This window comes from Frondihabitans australicus, assembly GCF_003634555.1.
Taxonomy (GTDB): Bacteria; Actinomycetota; Actinomycetes; order Actinomycetales; family Microbacteriaceae; genus Frondihabitans; species Frondihabitans australicus.
This window is the reverse complement of record NZ_RBKS01000001.1, coordinates 516,287-531,151: the sequence shown is the minus strand read 5'-3', so window position 1 is coordinate 531,151 and position 14,865 is coordinate 516,287. Positions and strand designations below refer to the sequence as shown.

Annotated in this window: 13 protein-coding genes; 2 read left to right on the top strand and 11 right to left on the bottom strand. The window is 70.9% G+C overall.

Annotation, left to right across the window (positions count from 1 at the left end):
* Positions 1–35: 35 nt before the first annotated feature.
* Complete coding sequence (locus C8E83_RS02445) at positions 36–275, bottom strand: hypothetical protein (RefSeq protein WP_147430055.1); 240 nt, start codon at positions 273–275, stop codon at positions 36–38.
* A gap of 53 nt (positions 276–328) precedes the next feature.
* Positions 329–709: a hypothetical protein gene (locus C8E83_RS02440; protein WP_121368270.1), complete on the bottom strand. Its 381-nt coding sequence runs from the start codon at positions 707–709 to the stop codon at positions 329–331.
* 264 nt (positions 710–973) lie between these two features.
* On the opposite strand from C8E83_RS02440, the gene C8E83_RS02435 reads away from it, so the two are divergent.
* Both C8E83_RS02435 and C8E83_RS02430 read left to right on the top strand, forming a co-directional pair.
* On the top strand, positions 974–1,753 hold the full coding sequence (locus C8E83_RS02435) for an alpha/beta fold hydrolase (protein WP_170159822.1): 780 nt from the start codon (positions 974–976) through the stop codon (positions 1,751–1,753).
* Positions 1,754–1,789: 36 nt separating this feature from the next.
* Positions 1,790–2,533, top strand: coding sequence for a class I SAM-dependent DNA methyltransferase (locus C8E83_RS02430; RefSeq protein ID WP_121368268.1), 744 nt, complete (start codon positions 1,790–1,792; stop codon positions 2,531–2,533).
* Between the two features lie 116 nt (positions 2,534–2,649).
* Here the strand turns inward: C8E83_RS02430 and C8E83_RS02425 are convergent, their stop codons facing one another.
* The 9 genes from C8E83_RS02425 to C8E83_RS02385 form a co-directional block, all read right to left on the bottom strand.
* A complete protein-coding gene (locus tag C8E83_RS02425; protein WP_121368267.1) occupies positions 2,650–4,524 on the bottom strand; it encodes a glycoside hydrolase family 15 protein in 1,875 nt (624 codons plus the stop codon).
* 18 nt (positions 4,525–4,542) lie between these two features.
* Positions 4,543–5,343, bottom strand: coding sequence for an SDR family NAD(P)-dependent oxidoreductase (locus C8E83_RS02420; RefSeq protein WP_121368266.1), 801 nt, complete (start codon positions 5,341–5,343; stop codon positions 4,543–4,545).
* Positions 5,344–5,349: 6 nt separating this feature from the next.
* Positions 5,350–5,856 carry a Dps family protein gene (locus tag C8E83_RS02415; protein WP_121368265.1) on the bottom strand — a complete coding sequence of 169 codons (507 nt, stop codon included), beginning with the start codon at positions 5,854–5,856 and terminating at the stop codon, positions 5,350–5,352.
* A gap of 173 nt (positions 5,857–6,029) precedes the next feature.
* Positions 6,030–7,538 (bottom strand): aldehyde dehydrogenase (NADP(+)), encoded by a 1,509-nt coding sequence (locus tag C8E83_RS02410; RefSeq protein ID WP_121368264.1) that lies wholly within the window; start codon positions 7,536–7,538, stop codon positions 6,030–6,032.
* A gap of 250 nt (positions 7,539–7,788) precedes the next feature.
* Positions 7,789–8,391: a dihydrofolate reductase family protein gene (locus C8E83_RS02405; protein WP_121368263.1), complete on the bottom strand. Its 603-nt coding sequence runs from the start codon at positions 8,389–8,391 to the stop codon at positions 7,789–7,791.
* A 26-nt stretch (positions 8,392–8,417) separates the two neighbouring features.
* A complete protein-coding gene (locus C8E83_RS02400; protein ID WP_121368262.1) occupies positions 8,418–9,101 on the bottom strand; it encodes a DUF4304 domain-containing protein in 684 nt (227 codons plus the stop codon).
* Positions 9,102–9,126: 25 nt separating this feature from the next.
* A complete protein-coding gene (locus C8E83_RS02395; RefSeq protein WP_147430054.1) occupies positions 9,127–11,493 on the bottom strand; it encodes a bifunctional lysylphosphatidylglycerol flippase/synthetase MprF in 2,367 nt (788 codons plus the stop codon).
* An 80-nt stretch (positions 11,494–11,573) separates the two neighbouring features.
* Positions 11,574–12,929: an alpha/beta hydrolase gene (locus C8E83_RS02390; protein ID WP_121368260.1), complete on the bottom strand. Its 1,356-nt coding sequence runs from the start codon at positions 12,927–12,929 to the stop codon at positions 11,574–11,576.
* Positions 12,930–13,095: 166 nt separating this feature from the next.
* Positions 13,096–14,844, bottom strand: a complete 1,749-nt coding sequence (locus C8E83_RS02385) for a peptidoglycan D,D-transpeptidase FtsI family protein (protein WP_121368259.1) — start codon at positions 14,842–14,844, stop codon at positions 13,096–13,098.
* Between the last annotated feature and the right edge of the window lie 21 nt (positions 14,845–14,865).

Here is a 14,865-nt window from a genome sequence, read left to right as displayed (position 1 = left end):
GCCGGCCTGGCTGAAACCGCGCAGAGATGCCTTCATCAGTCCCCGAGGAAAAACAGGTAGCCCCGCCGCCGAATGGCAAGGTAACCGGCTTCTGCCAGTTCGTGAAGCGCAGGAGATCTCTCGCTGTACGGCACGGCCTCGATCTCGTCGAGAAGGCGCCGGATCTGCAGTGAGTTGAACATCGTGTCGCCGTACTTGAACACGCCTCGTCGCACACTCGAGTTTTCACCCGCCTCGCAGAAGCTCATGATCGAAGCGGCGGAATCGTCGAACACTCTCGCGATTCGTTCGTGAATCTGGTTTTCGGCCCGTATCGACAATCCCATGATCACCGCACCTCCCTGTCGTCTCCGTCCTGTCGGGCTAGAGCCAGCCTCCGAGATACGCCGCGCAGCAGGTGAAGCGTCATCTCGTCGGAGTACGCCGTCCGGCGGCGCCATTCGGCGCCGAGGCCCCACCGATGGCTGACGAAGATCGTCTCTGTCGCTGCCAGGACCCGGTCCCAGTCCTCGACTGTCAGACCGGCGTCAGCTCGAAACGACTCCATCAGGGGTCGGCGTGATTGCGCGAAGTCACGTTGGTCCTCGAACCCCAGTGCGACGGCCAATGTCTCCGGAACTGCGGGTAAGTCGCCCCACAGCAGGAGCGCGGCGCGCAGAATGAATATCTCATCTCCGGTCAGGGACAACGAGATGTGTCGGCCGCTCATGCGCGAGCGGCTCGAGAGCCTTCCTGCCGACGGACATGAGACTGCGGCAACGCGGCCGCGCGAGAGAGAGTCATCATCGTGCACTTGAGAGCGGAACCCGCTCCCCAACCGGCGTGCAGTGTCCGGCGCGAAGGTGTGCGGCCGTTCGGCCGCGAATGAAACGTTATCTGCAGCGAGCACGACGATCAAGGGCGAGGCGGTCCAAGGCGGCACGGCGGGCCAGGGCTGAGAGGCGGGGCGCAGGAGCCGCGTACGGTCGGGCGGGTGAACGACACCCGGCCCGCACTCGTCTGCCTGCACGGCCTCGGCCTCAGCGGCAGGCTGTTCGACCACGTGCGGCCACTTGTCGCCGACGACCTTCGGATCCTGACCCCCGACCTGCCCGGGTTCGGCGACGAGCCCGCGCCGCCCGGGTCGCTGCTCGACGCCGCGATCGCGCTCGTCGAGGAGCGCTTGCGGGCACTCGACGGGGCGCCGTACCTGCTCGCCGGACACTCGATGGGCGGCAAGGTCGCGACCCTCGTGACCTCCCGCGCGCTGACGGGGGTGTCGGGCGTGCAGGCACCGGCGGGAGTGGTGCTTCTCGCGGCGTCACCTCCCGATCCTGAGCCCATGTCCGACGAAGCGCGCGAGCAGATGCTCGGATTTGCCCGGGGCGACGCCATCTCTCGCGATGATGCGCGCACGTTCGTCGACGACAACATTGCGGCGCCACTGGCCGCTGCCGTCGACGCGCGCATCGTCGCCGACGTGACCCGCAGCGCGCCCGCAGCCTGGCGCTCGTGGCTGACCGAGGGCTCGCTGCGCGACTGCACTCCGGGTCTGCGCACCACTGCGGGTCTGGGCACGCTCGACGTTCCCGCGGTCGTGGCCGCAGGAGCAGCGGACGGCCCTCTCGGCGAAACCGCCCAGCGCCGCCTGAACCTCCCCCGTTACCCGCGCGGTCGGCTCGCCGTGGTCGACGGCGCCGCGCACCTGCTACCCGTCGAGCGCCCCGACGCGGTCGCCGGGCTGATCCGCTCGCTGCTCCCCGCCCTCCGCTGACCTCCGCCCGGAAGCGACGGCGAGTAGCCTCGCCGCATGAGCGACGACGCCGTGCCCAGCGACCTCTGGACCAACGTCCAGGCCGACACGTACGACAACCCCGACGACCCCATGTTCGCGCCAGCGCTGCTCGACGCGACGACAGCATTCCTCGCCGAGGCGGCGGACGGCGGCGCAGCCCTCGAGTTCGCCATCGGCACCGGCCGCGTGGCGATCCCGCTCGCCGCCCGCGGCGTGCCGGTGCAGGGCCTCGAGTACTCCGAGGCGATGGCCGCGAAGCTGCGCGAGAAGAGCCCCGACCTCCCGGTCACGATGGGCGACATGTCGTCGACCCGCGTCGACGGCGACTTCTCGCTCGTCTACCTCGTGTACAACACGATCGGCAATCTCTGGACGCAGGACGCCCAGGTCTCCTGCTTCCGGAACGCCGCCCGACACCTCACGCCCGGCGGCCGCTTCGTCGTCGAGGTCGGCGTGCCGTCGCTGCGCAGCCTGCCGCCGGGAGCGCTCGGGGTGCCATTCGATATCTCCGACAACCACGTCGGCTTCGACACCTACGACCTCGTCTCGCAGCGGGCGGTCTCGCACCACTTCGTGCGGCAGGCGGGCGGCTCGTTCCGCTCCGTACCGCACCACTACCGGTATGTGTGGCCCTCCGAGCTGGATCTCATGGCGCAGCTCGCCGGGCTCACGCTCGAGGCGCGCTACGCCGACTGGTCGCGCGCGCCGTTCACGACCGAGAGCACGTCGCACGTGAGCGTCTGGCGTCGCCCCGCCTGAAGCGTCGGCCCGCCGCGCGCCCCCAGCACCAAATTCCGGACAAAACTCCACGAAAATCGTTGGAGTTTTGTCCGAAATTTGGTGTGGGGACGGCGCAACGCTCAGGCGCGCACCGCTCAGGCGCGCTCCGCGTCGCGGATCGCGAGCGCGGCCTGCACGAGCGCGAGGTGCGACAGCGCCTGCGGCAGGTTCCCGAGGAACGAGCCGTCGTCGACGCTGATCATCTCGGAGTAGACGCCCACGTCGTTGGCGTGCGCGACCGCCTTCTCCATCAGCGAGCGGGCCTCGTCGATCCTGCCGACCTGTGCCAGAGCGGTCACCAGCCAGAACGAGCACGCGACGAACGCGCCCTCCTCCTCGGCGACGCCCGAGTAGCGGAAGACGAGCCCGTCGCGCTCGAGCTCGGAGACGATGGCGTCGATCGTGGCCGACATGCGGGGCCCGCGGTCGAAGCCCGACATCGTGTGCAGCAGCACCGCCGTGTCGAGCGCCGAGGTTCCGGGGCGCATGACGTAGGCGCCGCGTTCCTCGTTCCACCCGTTCTCATCGACCCACTGCTCGATGAGCCGCCGGTTCTTCGCCCAGGTCTCGCGGTCGCCTGCGATCTGCCCTGCGTCGTGAAGCTCGATCGCGCGGTCGAGGGCCTGCCAGCAGCCGAGCTTGCCCGAGGTGTAGTGCTGCTCGTCGTCGAGCTCCCACATCGCCGAGTCCTTCTTCGGCCACTGGCGGCACGCCGAGTCCGCGAGCCTCTCGAGCAGGCCGGCGGTCGCAGGATCCAGTTGATTGCCCTGCGCGACGTACTGGGCCATCACGTCGAGCACGTCTCCCCACACCCCGAGCTGCAGCTGCGACACAGCGTGGTTGCCGACGGTCACGGGGCCGATGCCGTTCCAGCCGGGGGCGTCCGACTCGGTCACACCGTCGGACTTGTCGCCCTGCAGCGTGTAGAAGATCGGCATGTCGTCTTCGTGCTGACGGATGGTGCGCAGGAGCCACGACACCGCGGCGTGCGCCTCCTCCCGGAAGCCGAGGCTCGAGATGGCCCGCACGGTGTAGGCGAGGTCGCGCACCCAGGCGAACCGGTAGTCCCAGTTCTTGCCTCCGCGCCTGTCCTCCGGCAGCGAGGTCGTCGCGGCGGCCGCGATCGCGCCGCTCGGCGCGTGGATCAGCAGCTTGAGCGCGAGGGCGCTCCGCCGCACCTGGGCGTCCCACGGCCCGTCGTAGTCGATGGCCGACGACCAGCGGTCCCAGTTCGCCCGGGTCACGTCGAGCTGCCCGGGCACGTCGGCGGGGTCGGGAATGAGCAGCGGCTCGCCGTCCGTCCCCACGACCGTCAGCACGTGCTCGGTTCCGGCACCCGTGGTGAACCCGCCGCCGAACCCCACGTCGTCGCGCGCCACCGAGCCGAAGCCCTGCTCGCTCACGCCGAGGGTCACCGAGTCGCAGACCAGCACGGTGCCGTTCGCCGTCTCGCGGCGTTCGGGAACGCAGGATCCGAGTGCCCGCCCGGGCACGACCTCCCACGTCATGGCGACCTCGCCCTCCACCCCGTGTACGACGCGCGCCAGCTGTGCCCACGGCAGGCGCCCCGCCGTGCCGGTGAGCATCGCGTCGGTCACCCGGCACATGCCGGAGTCGGTGGTCCACTCGGTGACGAGCACGTTCGAGTCGTCCTCGTAGTGACGCCGCACGGTGGCGGGCTCACTCGGGTGGAGGGAGATCGAGCCGCCGTGCTCGGGGTCGAGGATCGCCGAGAAGACGGGCGCCGTGTCGAGCTCGGGCAGCGCCAGCCAGTCGATGCTGCCGTCGAGCGCGACGAGGCCGACGGTGCGGCCGTCGCCGATCGGCGCGTAGGTCTCGAGCGGCACGAAGCCGTCGCGTCGGCGCAGGTCGGCGTGGGGGCGGACGCCCGGAGGGGTGCGGTTTCGGTCGGTGCGGAATCGCGGGCCGGGGCGCTTTCGCCCCGACCCGCTGTCGGATCCTGATGCCATCGGTGTGGGGTGGCCCGCCTAGATCGTCGCGACCGAGCCGGAGTCGACTCGGTAGTTCGAGCCGTTGACGAAGCTCGCGCGGTCGGAGCAGAGGAAGGCGATCACGTTGGCGACCTCCTCGGGCTCGCCGCGGCGCTTGAGCTCCATGTAGGGGCGCTTCTCGTCGAGGAACGAGACGATCGCCTCGTCGACGCTGGTGCCGATCTGCTTCGCGCGCTTCTCCATCATCGCGTCGGTCATCGGGGTGTGGATGAACGCCGGCGAGACGGTGTTCACGAGCAGCCCTTCGGTGGCGTAGGTGCGCGAGAGCCCCTTCGCGAACGACAGGACACCCGCCTTCGCGGCGCAGTAGGGCAGCTCGTCGTCGTACGGCTGCGGGGCGTCCTCCGACACGAGGTACACGATGCGGCCCCAGCCGCCCTCGCGCAGGTCGGCGATGAACTCTCGCGTGATCCTGACCGGGCCCATCAGGTCGATGTCGATCGTCGACGCCCAGCCCTCCTCGTCGATCTCGTGGAAGTAGCCCTGCGCGCCGGTGACGCCCGAGGACTGCACCAGGATGTCGATCTGGCCCACCGCCTCGCGCACCTTCGCGTGGAGGTCGGCCAGGCTCGCGGCCCTGCGGACGTCGGCGGCGAACGAGAAGAGCTTGCCCTTCGGCGCCTTCAGGGTCGCGGCGGCCTCGTCGAGCGACTCCTGGTCGAGATCGCTGACGACCACGGTCGCCCCCTCGTCCAGAAGCAGGCGAGCCGTGTTCCAGCCGATGCCGGAGTCGGCGCCGAAGACGAGTGCTGTGCGGTTCGAGATTCCGAGATCCACGACGGCCTAGCTGATCGTCGAAGCGGTCGCGGCCTCGTCGCCGAGTGCCTCGGCGATCGACTCGCGCGGCAGGCGGTTCTCGGCGCCCATCATCCAGGCGATCTGCTCGAGCCGGTCGATGATCGCGTGGAGGAGGTCGGCGGTCGACGGGTCTTCGGAGTCGACGCCGTCGTGGACCTCGCGCATGGTGCCCGTGGCCTGGTAGATCCGCAGGGTGACGGCGTCGATCGCGTCGTGCGTCGAGATCTCGCCCTCGGGGAACTGGTCGAGGTGCGACGACGCCGCGATCGTCGACGCGCGACCATCGGGGACGAGGAACAGGGCGCGCATGCGCTCGGCGATGTCGTCCGAGAACTCGCGGGCCGCGTCGACCAGCTCGTCGAGCTGCAGGTGCAGGTCTCGGAAGTTGTGGCCGAGGATATTCCAGTGAGCCTCCTTGCCCTGGAGGTGGAGGTCGATGAGGTCGACGAGAACCTTCTGCAGGTTCTCCTGCATCTTCGGGGACGCGTGCATGGATCGCTCCTTCGTTCGGGGTCCTCCTCGGTCTACTCGCCGGGCCCTGCCCGCTCGCTCAGGCGCGCGCCGCTGTCCCCCTCCCCTGCGCTCCCCGGCTCCTCCCCATCGCGCGACAAAACGCGACACCTGCGACGTGCGGGCGCGTCGCAGGTGTCGCGTTGTGTCGCGAATCAGGCCTCGCGGACACCGTCGACGGTGCGCGGCAGCCCGAGCGGGTTGCCGCGGCGCAGCGCCTCCGGCAGCAGCGCGTCGGGCAGGTTCTGGTACGTGACCGGGCGCAGGAACCGCTCGATCGCCGTCGTCCCCACCGACGTCGAGCCCGGAGCCGTCGTCGCCGGGTACGGGCCGCCGTGGGTCTGCGCGTAGGTGACCGAGACGCCGGTGGGCCACATGTTCCAGAGGACGCGCCCCGCGTGCTGCGTGAGCTCCTGAACCAGAGGCCCGGCGGCGGCCGTGTCGCCCTCGTCGCCGACGACGGTGGAGGTGAGCTGCCCTTCGAGGCCCCGGGCGACGCGGGTCAGGTCGGCGACGTCGGTGTACTCGACGACGAGGCTGGTCGGCCCGAAGGTCTCTGCCACGAGTGTCTCCGGGTCGGCGAGCACCGCGTCGATCGTGGTGCGCAGCACGCTCGGCGAGGGCGGCGTCGCCAGCGAGGCGTCGTCGTCCCAGAGCACCGACACGTCGGCGCGCTCGCGCAGCGACTCGAGGCGGTTCAGGTAGTTCGCCTCGATCCGGGGGTCCAGGAGCCGCGCCGGCCCGGTCGACGACGCTCCCGCCACCGCCGCGAGCACCGGGCTGCCGGTGGGCACGAAGAGCACGCCCGGCTTCGTGCACAGCTGCCCCTGGCTGCCGGTGACGGACGCGAGGAAGCCTTCGGCGATCGAGTCTGCGCGGGCTCCTGCGGCCTCAGGCAGCACGAAGACCGGGTTGGTGCTGCCCAGCTCGCCGTAGAACGGGATCGGCTCGGGCCGCGACTGCGCGATGTCGAACAGGGCGCGACCGCCGCGGATCGACCCGGTGAACGCGGACGCCTTGATCTCGCGGGCTGTGAGGGCTGCGACGCCGGCCTCCTGCGAAAACAGGCCCTGCAGTAGATTCGCCGGGCCGCCCGCCGCGTCGACGGAGGCCGCGACGACGTCGAGGGTCGCGCGCGAGAGCTCGGGGTGGCCGGGGTGCGCCTTGAGCACGACGGCGCTGCCCGCGGCGAGCGCCGACGCGGTGTCGCCGCCGACGACCGAGAACGCGAACGGGAAGTTGCCGGCTGCGAAGACCAGCACCGGGCCCATCGGCACGAGGATGCGGCGGAGGTCCGGGCGGGGTGCGCCCATCGGCCAGTCGGCGTCGGCGTGGTCGACGCGCAGGCCGAGGAATTCGCCGCGCTCGACCACCCGTGCGAACAGCCGCACCTGGAAGGTGGTGCGGGTCAGCTCGCCGGTGAGCCTCGCCGTCGTCAGCCCGGTCTCGCGCTCGGCGATCGGGATCAGAGTGCCGGCCGCCTCGTCGAGCCCGTCGGCGATGGCCCGCAGCAGCTCGGCCCGGCGTTCGAGGGGCAGGGCCGACCACTCGTCGTGAGCCGTCTGGGCCTGGCGCAGGATCGCGGGAACCCGCGCGAGCTCGTCGTCTGCCCCGCCCGCTCCGCCCGTCGTGGGGGCGCCTGCGGTGGTGGTGTCGATCGTCATTGGTGACCTCCTCCCTCGATCGTGCCACGTCGCGCTGGGCGTGTGGCCCTCCGCGCCGCTCAAGCGCGCCCGTCCGGCGGCCCCGCGGCTTTTCGGCCCGCCCGCGGCCGTCCGGCCTGCCCGCGGCTGTTCGGCCCGCCCGCGGCTTTCCGGCCAGCCCGCGCCCGTCCGGCCAGCCCGCGGCTCCTAGGACTCGCGGCTACGCCGATCGGCCGCGGATACGCCGTCGGACCGATAGACGGGCGGCACCCTAGGCCGGCAGGGCCCCGCGCACGCTGTAGCGGTGCAGCGTCACGCCCTGGTCGAACGAGCGCTGCTCGAGCAGATCGAGTTCGACGGGCTCGTCGAGGCGGTCGAAGAGGGGCTTGCCTGCGCCGAGGAGGCTCGGGTGGGTGAAGATCATCAGCTCGTCGAGGAGGTGGGCTCGCAGGAGCTGCGAGGCGAGGTTCGATCCGCCGACGCCGATGTCGCCGGATCCTGCGGCCCGCAGCTCGGCCAGCTGTTCTATGGCGTCACCGTCGCTGCCGAAGGTGCGCGTGCCATGCTCGGCCGACGTGCGCGTGCGGGAGACGAGGATCTTCGGCTTCGAGGTCCAAATCTCGCCGTACTCGCGGAGGTAATCGGGGAAGCTCTCGTTGGTGCGGGCGTCGGGCCAGAACGGATCCATGAGCTCGTACACGGTGCGGCCCTGCACCATGGTCGATAGGGCCGCGGCCCGCGCGTTGAACTCGCGGTGGAGCTGCTCGTCGATGCGCACCCAGCCGGGCCCGTCGAGGTCGCCGTGCTCGTTCGGGCCGCCCTCGATGTAGAGGTCGAGCGAGACGTTCATCCAGTACACGAACCGTGCTGTCATGCCCGGACGCTACTCCACTTCCCGCATCACTCCTCGGGCTGCTCGAGCCGCCGTCGAATCCACTCGATGATGGCGAGCTGACGGTGGTCCCAGGTGCCCTCCTCGACACCGTCCTCGACGCGGAGACCGGCTTCGAGAGACTGCAGCAGGGCGCCCACCTCGTTGCCGGGACCCGCCTCGCTGAGAATGAGCGCGCGCGTACCCTCGGGAGAGGTTCGACTCAACCACCCGCCGAGCATTCCCCCGTTCTCGGCGTTCGCGAGCTCTGCGACGAACGACTTCCGATCGAGCAGGCGACGAAACGTCGGCATCGCCGCGACCTCGACGGTCGACACGACCTCGGCCGCGACTCCCTCGGCATCGGCGCCGTCCGCGAAGTCCCAAATCTGCCGCATGCTGAGGCCCTTTCGCGGAAGGCGGTCGAGCCTCTTCTCCCACACGTGGTCGAATCGTCCCGGGATCCGGGAGGGTCGCCGCTGCTCGTAGTCCACCAGGAACTCGCGCATCGGCTCCAGCACGAAGAGCATGTTGATGTAGAAGCGCACCGCCTGCGATGAGCCCCACTGCGACTTCTGGAAGTTCACCACCGCCCAGTCCCCGGCGTCGCCGCGCAGTCGCCAGGTGTTGCCGGAGCCGGCGAAGCCGAGCTCGCGCAGCCCCGGCCCCACGCGATCGCGGAGCATGTCGCGGAAGGCGTCTCGGGCGTCCATGTCGCGAGGCTACCGGCGGCGGGGGTCACGGCGCGAGGAGGGCGGCGACAGTGCGCGGCGAGAGGCCGGGCAGGTAGGCGCGGGTGAGGGCCGTGGCGATGGCGGGGAGCTGCACGGGGTCGGGGTAGGCCATGAGCAGCGGCGACAGCTCGGGCTGGAACTTCAGCTTGAAGGTCAGCAGCGAGCGGAAACCGTAGGCGGGCTCGAGCATGCGGCTCAGGGCGGCCAGCAGACGCTCGGTCTGACTCGTCGCGCCCGCTTCGCCCGGCACGGTCGCGAGCGGCGCGGCCGAGAGGCTGACGAACTCGACGCCATCCTGCTGCGCCCGGAGCGCGACCTGGGCGATGAGGAACTCCATGATCCCGTTCATGGCGTCGTCCTGCCGACGCATGAAGTCGAGGGTCCAGCCGACGACGACGCCGGCGCGCCAGGTGGGCAGCCAGCTGGTGACGGCGAGCACGCGCCCGGCGTCGTCGACGGCGAGCATGAGGCGCACGTCGGGGTCGTCCATCTCCTCGAGGCCGCCGAGGGTGAAGCCGAGCTCGGGCAGCCTCTTGCCGGCGACCCAGTCCTCCGAGAGCTGCTCGATCTGGTCGAGCTGCCCCGCTCCGAGGTCGGCGTACCGCGTCCAGACCGCCTCGATGTCGCGGGTGGCCGCACGGTTGATGCTCGACCGGACGTCCTGCCACTTCTTGCCCGTCATCGAGAACGTCGCCGTGCGGATCACGGTCTCCTCCGCGATCGGCATGGTGCGCCAGCCCAGCCTCGCGAACGTCGGCTCGAGGTCGGCGTCGACGCTGTAGAACACCGGGGTGAGGCCGTGCTCGTCGCACCACCGGGCGAAGCCGAGCACCACGCTGGGCGCCGCATCGGGGTCGCACAGCGGGTCGCCGAGCGTGATCGCGGTCGATCCGACGCGGCGATAGGCGACGGCGGCCGTCCGGTCGGGGGCGAACCACAGCGAGTTCCCGGGCCACGTCGCCATGTGCGACATCGCCCCGGGGGCGCCCTGGCGCAGGAGCCGGCGGAGGTCGGCACGATCCCGCGCTCCTGCGCCCCTCACGGCCGTCCGCCCCGCGGCCACGGCCAGGCCGCCCGCGACGACGAGCCAGAACACGGCGCCGACGCTCTCGAACGCGACGCGCGCGACACCGCCGGCCGGCACCGGGCCGAGGTGCTCGGGGCCCAGGTACCCGAGCGGCACGAACCGCTGGGGTGTGAGCAGGATCACGTCCCCGAGGCCGCTCGACGGCCGGAACTCCCCCAGGTGACTCGCCGCGACCCCGACGTAGAGGGCCGACAGCGCCGCGAACGCCACGGCGACGACACCGAGGTACGCGGCCGTGACACGGCGGGGCGTGCGGACGGCGAAATGACGCAGGAACACGAGCAGCACGACGGCGACCGCGAGCGGAGTGACGATCGACAGCCCGTGGACGAACAGCAGTCGGAATCTCGCGCCGCGCTCGCTGCCCGCGGGGTCGACCGCCAGCGGCAGCACCGCGTAGTACACGGCGGCGAGCCCCGCGAGGAGGAGGTTCACCGTCACCGCCGCGATCACGGCGAGCCGGCTGCCGCGGCGGATGAACGCGGCCGCGACGAGCAGCGTCGCCAGCGGAAGCACGCTGAGCGCGATCGTGCCCGGCCCGTGAAGGTCGGCCAGGGCCATGTCGCGGACGCAGGAGCCCGCGGAGGTCCCCCGGGCGAACAGCGCCTGGCCGATGTCCGCGCACCTCTGCGCGGCCGACCGGCTGACACTGTAGCGGTCCTCGAACAGGCCGCCGAGAGGCGCGAGAACACCCGCGGGCGCGCGGGCCGACAGCGTGATGAGCGGACCGATCGCCGTGAGCGCGACGACTCCCGAGAGCAGCACGCGGGCCTCGTGGCGGGTGCTCTGCGACCAGCCGACGGGCGCGCGGGTGCCTCGTCGGATCACCCGGCCGGCGGCGAGCCCGACGAGGGCGCCGATCAGCGCGTACAGGCTGGACGGCCGGCCGTCGTAGAGCACCAACGCGATGATGGCCGCGAAGCCGAGCAGCCGGATCCTGCGCCGCCAGAGCGGGCTCAGCACCGCCGACGCGGCCATCACGGCCGCGAGCGACGGCGTGATCGGCGACACGTCGGCGTGCGCCACGACGTCGTGCGCCCAACCCGCCGGGACGTGCTCGGCGACCGACGTGAGGGCGGCCGCCGCGCCGATCGCCGCCGCCGAGCCGGTGAGCGCGACGACGAGGGTGCGGCGCGATCCGAGCCGCGACTCGGCCAGGCCCATCAGGGCGACGGCGGCCACGACCCCGAGGATCCGCTCCGGCAGCGGGTCGGGCAGGACGGCGGCAACGAGCGCGGTCAGCGCCGTGACCGGGTGGCGACGGAGCGCCGCCCACAGGCTCACGGCGACTGCCGCGCCCGGAGACCGGGGCGCTGACGCCGGGCCAGAGGCAGGCGCGCGGTCGGGGCCGCCCGAGGCCGCGCTCACAGCGACTGCCTCGTCGCCGAGAGCCCCATCCGCGGAAAGAACAGCCCGATGCCCTCGGCGAACCCGTTCGTCGCGGTGGTCCAGTCGTGGGCGCTGCCGAGCGAGACGTAGCGGGTCACGCGGATGCCGTAGTGCTCGGCGAGAGCCGACATCACCTTCGAGTTGGCGCCGTACTTCTCGTCGAACTGGCCGTACCCGAAGAGCGCGTCGAGGTCTTGGTAGCGGCCGTGCCGGGCCATGATCGTGGCGGGCTTGGCGTCGTCGAACGCCTGCGTGCTGCCGCCGAAGCCCTCCACGATGGCCTGCTGGTCGTTGTCGAGGGTCGGGTACTGCTGCCCCGAGATGTCGATGAACTGCCCGAACATCTGAGGGTGCGCGGTCGCGAACTGGATCGAGCACGTCGCGCCCTGCGAGAAGCCGCCGACCGTCCAGGCGAGGCGCCCGGTCTCGACGTGCAGATGGTCGCGAATCCAGGTCGGCACGTCGTCGAGCAGGTAGGTGGCGCTGTTGCCGAGCGCGCCGTTCACGCACATCGGGTTGTCCTCGCTCGCTCCGAGCTGGTCGGGCACCACGACGATCGGAGCCAGCCCGTGGTTCTTGCGGGCGAACGCGTTCAGGGTCGCCGGGATGTGGCCGGCGTCGATCACCGAGCTCGGGCTGGCCGGCTGCCCCGACATCAGGATCACGACCGGCAGGGAGGGCGCGTGCTTCACCAGGGCCGCGGGCGGCAGGTAGACCATCGCGTCACGGGCGTGGAAGTGCGACACCGTGCCGGGGATGCTCACCTCGCCGACACGGCCCTTGTCGGGCATCGTCGACGGCGCGCGCCAGGTCTCGTAGAGCGTCGGGTCGAAGGCGTCGGCCGCGGCCTCGGCCGCCGGGTCCAGCCGCTTCTCCTTCGGCAGCAGGATCCGCCGATACCCGTTCGTGCCGAGCAGCTGGCTGGGCGTGAGGAACTCCCCCACGTCGCGGTTGATCGCCAGACCGCCGGCGAGCACGATCGCGACGATCGCCAGCACCGCGACGGCCTTGCGGAGCCATCCGGCCAGGGCGATGTTGACCAGGGCCACGAGGACCCCGGCGAACACGACGCCGGTCCAGATCCGGTCGACCCACGTCGGCGACACGTCGAAGACGTCCTGGACGTCGCCGACCCACCAGATCGTCACGCCGCCCGCGACGGCGCCGACGAGGGCGGCCACCGATACCCAGAGCCACCATCGACGCCTCCGCATCGGCAGCAGGAGAACGATCGCGAGGATCGCGGCCACGACGTCGACGACGGCGAGGACTCGGAAGGAGGTGATCGGGAGGGACATCAGCCACGAGGGCAGAGCTGTGGTGCCGGGCATGGGACTTCTTCGTTCAGGGGCGCGGCCGTTGCTGTGTCGGCCGGGACATGCGCGTCTCATGTCCGATTCCGAGGCTCCTGAGATCGGCTATGAGCGGGCCGTAGGAAATCTGGACGTTTCTCGCCAGTCAGCCGATGCTCGCTGGGAGTCGGGTGTCACGCGCCGGTCACCAGATCGTCGGCAGGTTCGACTCCTGGTCGTTCGGCGTGACCCGGTAGTCCTGGAGCACGTCGCTCGTGATCTCGCGGAACGCCGGGCCGACGCCCGCCGAGGTCTTGTTGACGGTCGGCTTCGTGAACGTGATGAAGACGACGTACTGCGGGTCGGCGGCCGGCGCGATGGCGGCGACCGAGGTGACGTAGTCCTGCCCGTAGCCGCCGTTCGGGGCGTCGGCGATCTGCGCGGTGCCGGTCTTGGTCGCGATCGAGTAGCCCGAGATCGGCGCCGTCCCGCTCAGCGTGCCGGACTGCATCGTCGTCTCCATCATCTCGAGCATCTGCTTCGACGTCGACGACGAGACCACCCTGACCGGCGTCTGCGCCGCCGTCTTCGTCACGGTCCCGTCGGCGCTGCGGCATCCGGTCACGAGTGTCGCCGGGATCCGGACGCCGCCGTTCGCGATGGCCTGGTAGGCGTCGGCCATCTGGATCGCGGTCGCCGAGATGCCCTGCCCGAACAGCTCGTTGTAGTTCGTCTGCTCGTCCCACTGCGACACCGGCTTGAGCGGCGCGGTCGGCTCGCCCGGGAAGTCGACGCCCGAGACCTGCCCGAGGCCGAACTTCTCGAGGTAGTCGTAGCGCTCCTGCTTCGACAGGCGCGTACCGATCAGCGAGATGCCGACGTTCGACGAGTTCGCCAGGATCCCCGTCAGCGTGAGCTTCTCGACCGGGTGCGTCTCGGCGTCGCCGATGCGGCCGCCCCAGGGGAAGGTCCGCTCGTCGGGCACGGTCACCTCGGTCGAGGGCGACGCCTTGCCCTGGTCGATCAGCGACGCCGCCGACAGCACCTTCATCGTGGAGCCCGGCTCGTAGAGGTCCGTGAACGCCTTCGAGTAGAGGTTTCCCGACGCCGTGCCGTTCACATTGTTGGGGTCGACGCTCGGCGAGTCCGCCACCGCGAGCAGGTGGCCGTCCGACACGCGCTCGACGATGGCCGTGCCCGACTGGGCGCCGAGAGCCTTCACCTGCTCGTCGAGCACCTGCTGCACCTGATACTGCAGGTCGGCGTCGATGGTCGTCTCGACCGTGCCACCCGAGACCGCCTTCTTCGTCACGGTCGTCGTGCCCGGTAGGGCGGTGCCGTCGGCGGAGCGCTCGTAGGTCTCCGAGCCGTCCGTGCCGGCGAGGCACGAGTTCTCCTTGAGCTCGAGACCGGCCTGCGCGCCCGAGTCGCCGGTGAAGCCGACGAGGTTTCCGGCGACGGCGCCATCGGGGTAGGTCCGCGCCGTGTGCCGCTCGAGGTAGACGTACGGGATCTTCAGCGCCGTGATCGAGTCGTACGCCGAGACGTCGACACTCGAGGCGAGCAGGGCGTACTGCGATTTCGGGTTCGCCGTGATCCTGCTCAGCAGCGTTTTGGCCGGGGTGCCGGTGATCTTGGCGAGCGAGATCATCGCCTGCTCGACCGTGACCTTCTCGCTCTTCTTCCCGTCGGCGCGGCTGAAGGTCGACGCCTCCGCAGGAGCAGCGGTCACGTCGTACCGCAGCACGGTCGACGCCAGCACCGTGCCGTCGGCGGAGTCGATGTCGCCGCGGTCGGCGTAGATCGGCTGCGTCACCGAGATCTGGCTGTTCGACTCGGCGTCGAGGGTGCGCGCGTCGACGACCTGCAGGTCGACGAGCCGGACCGCGAGGGCCAGGATCAGCGCCAGCATGATGCCGGCGACGAGGCCCGTGCGGCGATTCAAGGGTCGCATCAGCCGCGCCTGGGCTGCGGA

Coding starts and splice junctions, on each gene's coding strand:
- C8E83_RS02440 (WP_121368270.1), bottom strand. CDS start 709: ATGAGCGGCCGACACATCTCGTTGTCCCTGACCGGAGATGAGATATTC.
- C8E83_RS02430 (WP_121368268.1), top strand. CDS start 1,790: ATGAGCGACGACGCCGTGCCCAGCGACCTCTGGACCAACGTCCAGGCC.
- C8E83_RS02425 (WP_121368267.1), bottom strand. CDS start 4,524: ATGGCATCAGGATCCGACAGCGGGTCGGGGCGAAAGCGCCCCGGCCCG.
- C8E83_RS02415 (WP_121368265.1), bottom strand. CDS start 5,856: ATGCACGCGTCCCCGAAGATGCAGGAGAACCTGCAGAAGGTTCTCGTC.
- C8E83_RS02410 (WP_121368264.1), bottom strand. CDS start 7,538: ATGACGATCGACACCACCACCGCAGGCGCCCCCACGACGGGCGGAGCG.
- C8E83_RS02405 (WP_121368263.1), bottom strand. CDS start 8,391: ATGACAGCACGGTTCGTGTACTGGATGAACGTCTCGCTCGACCTCTAC.
- C8E83_RS02400 (WP_121368262.1), bottom strand. CDS start 9,101: ATGGACGCCCGAGACGCCTTCCGCGACATGCTCCGCGATCGCGTGGGG.
- C8E83_RS02390 (WP_121368260.1), bottom strand. CDS start 12,929: ATGCCCGGCACCACAGCTCTGCCCTCGTGGCTGATGTCCCTCCCGATC.
- C8E83_RS02385 (WP_121368259.1), bottom strand. CDS start 14,844: ATGCGACCCTTGAATCGCCGCACGGGCCTCGTCGCCGGCATCATGCTG.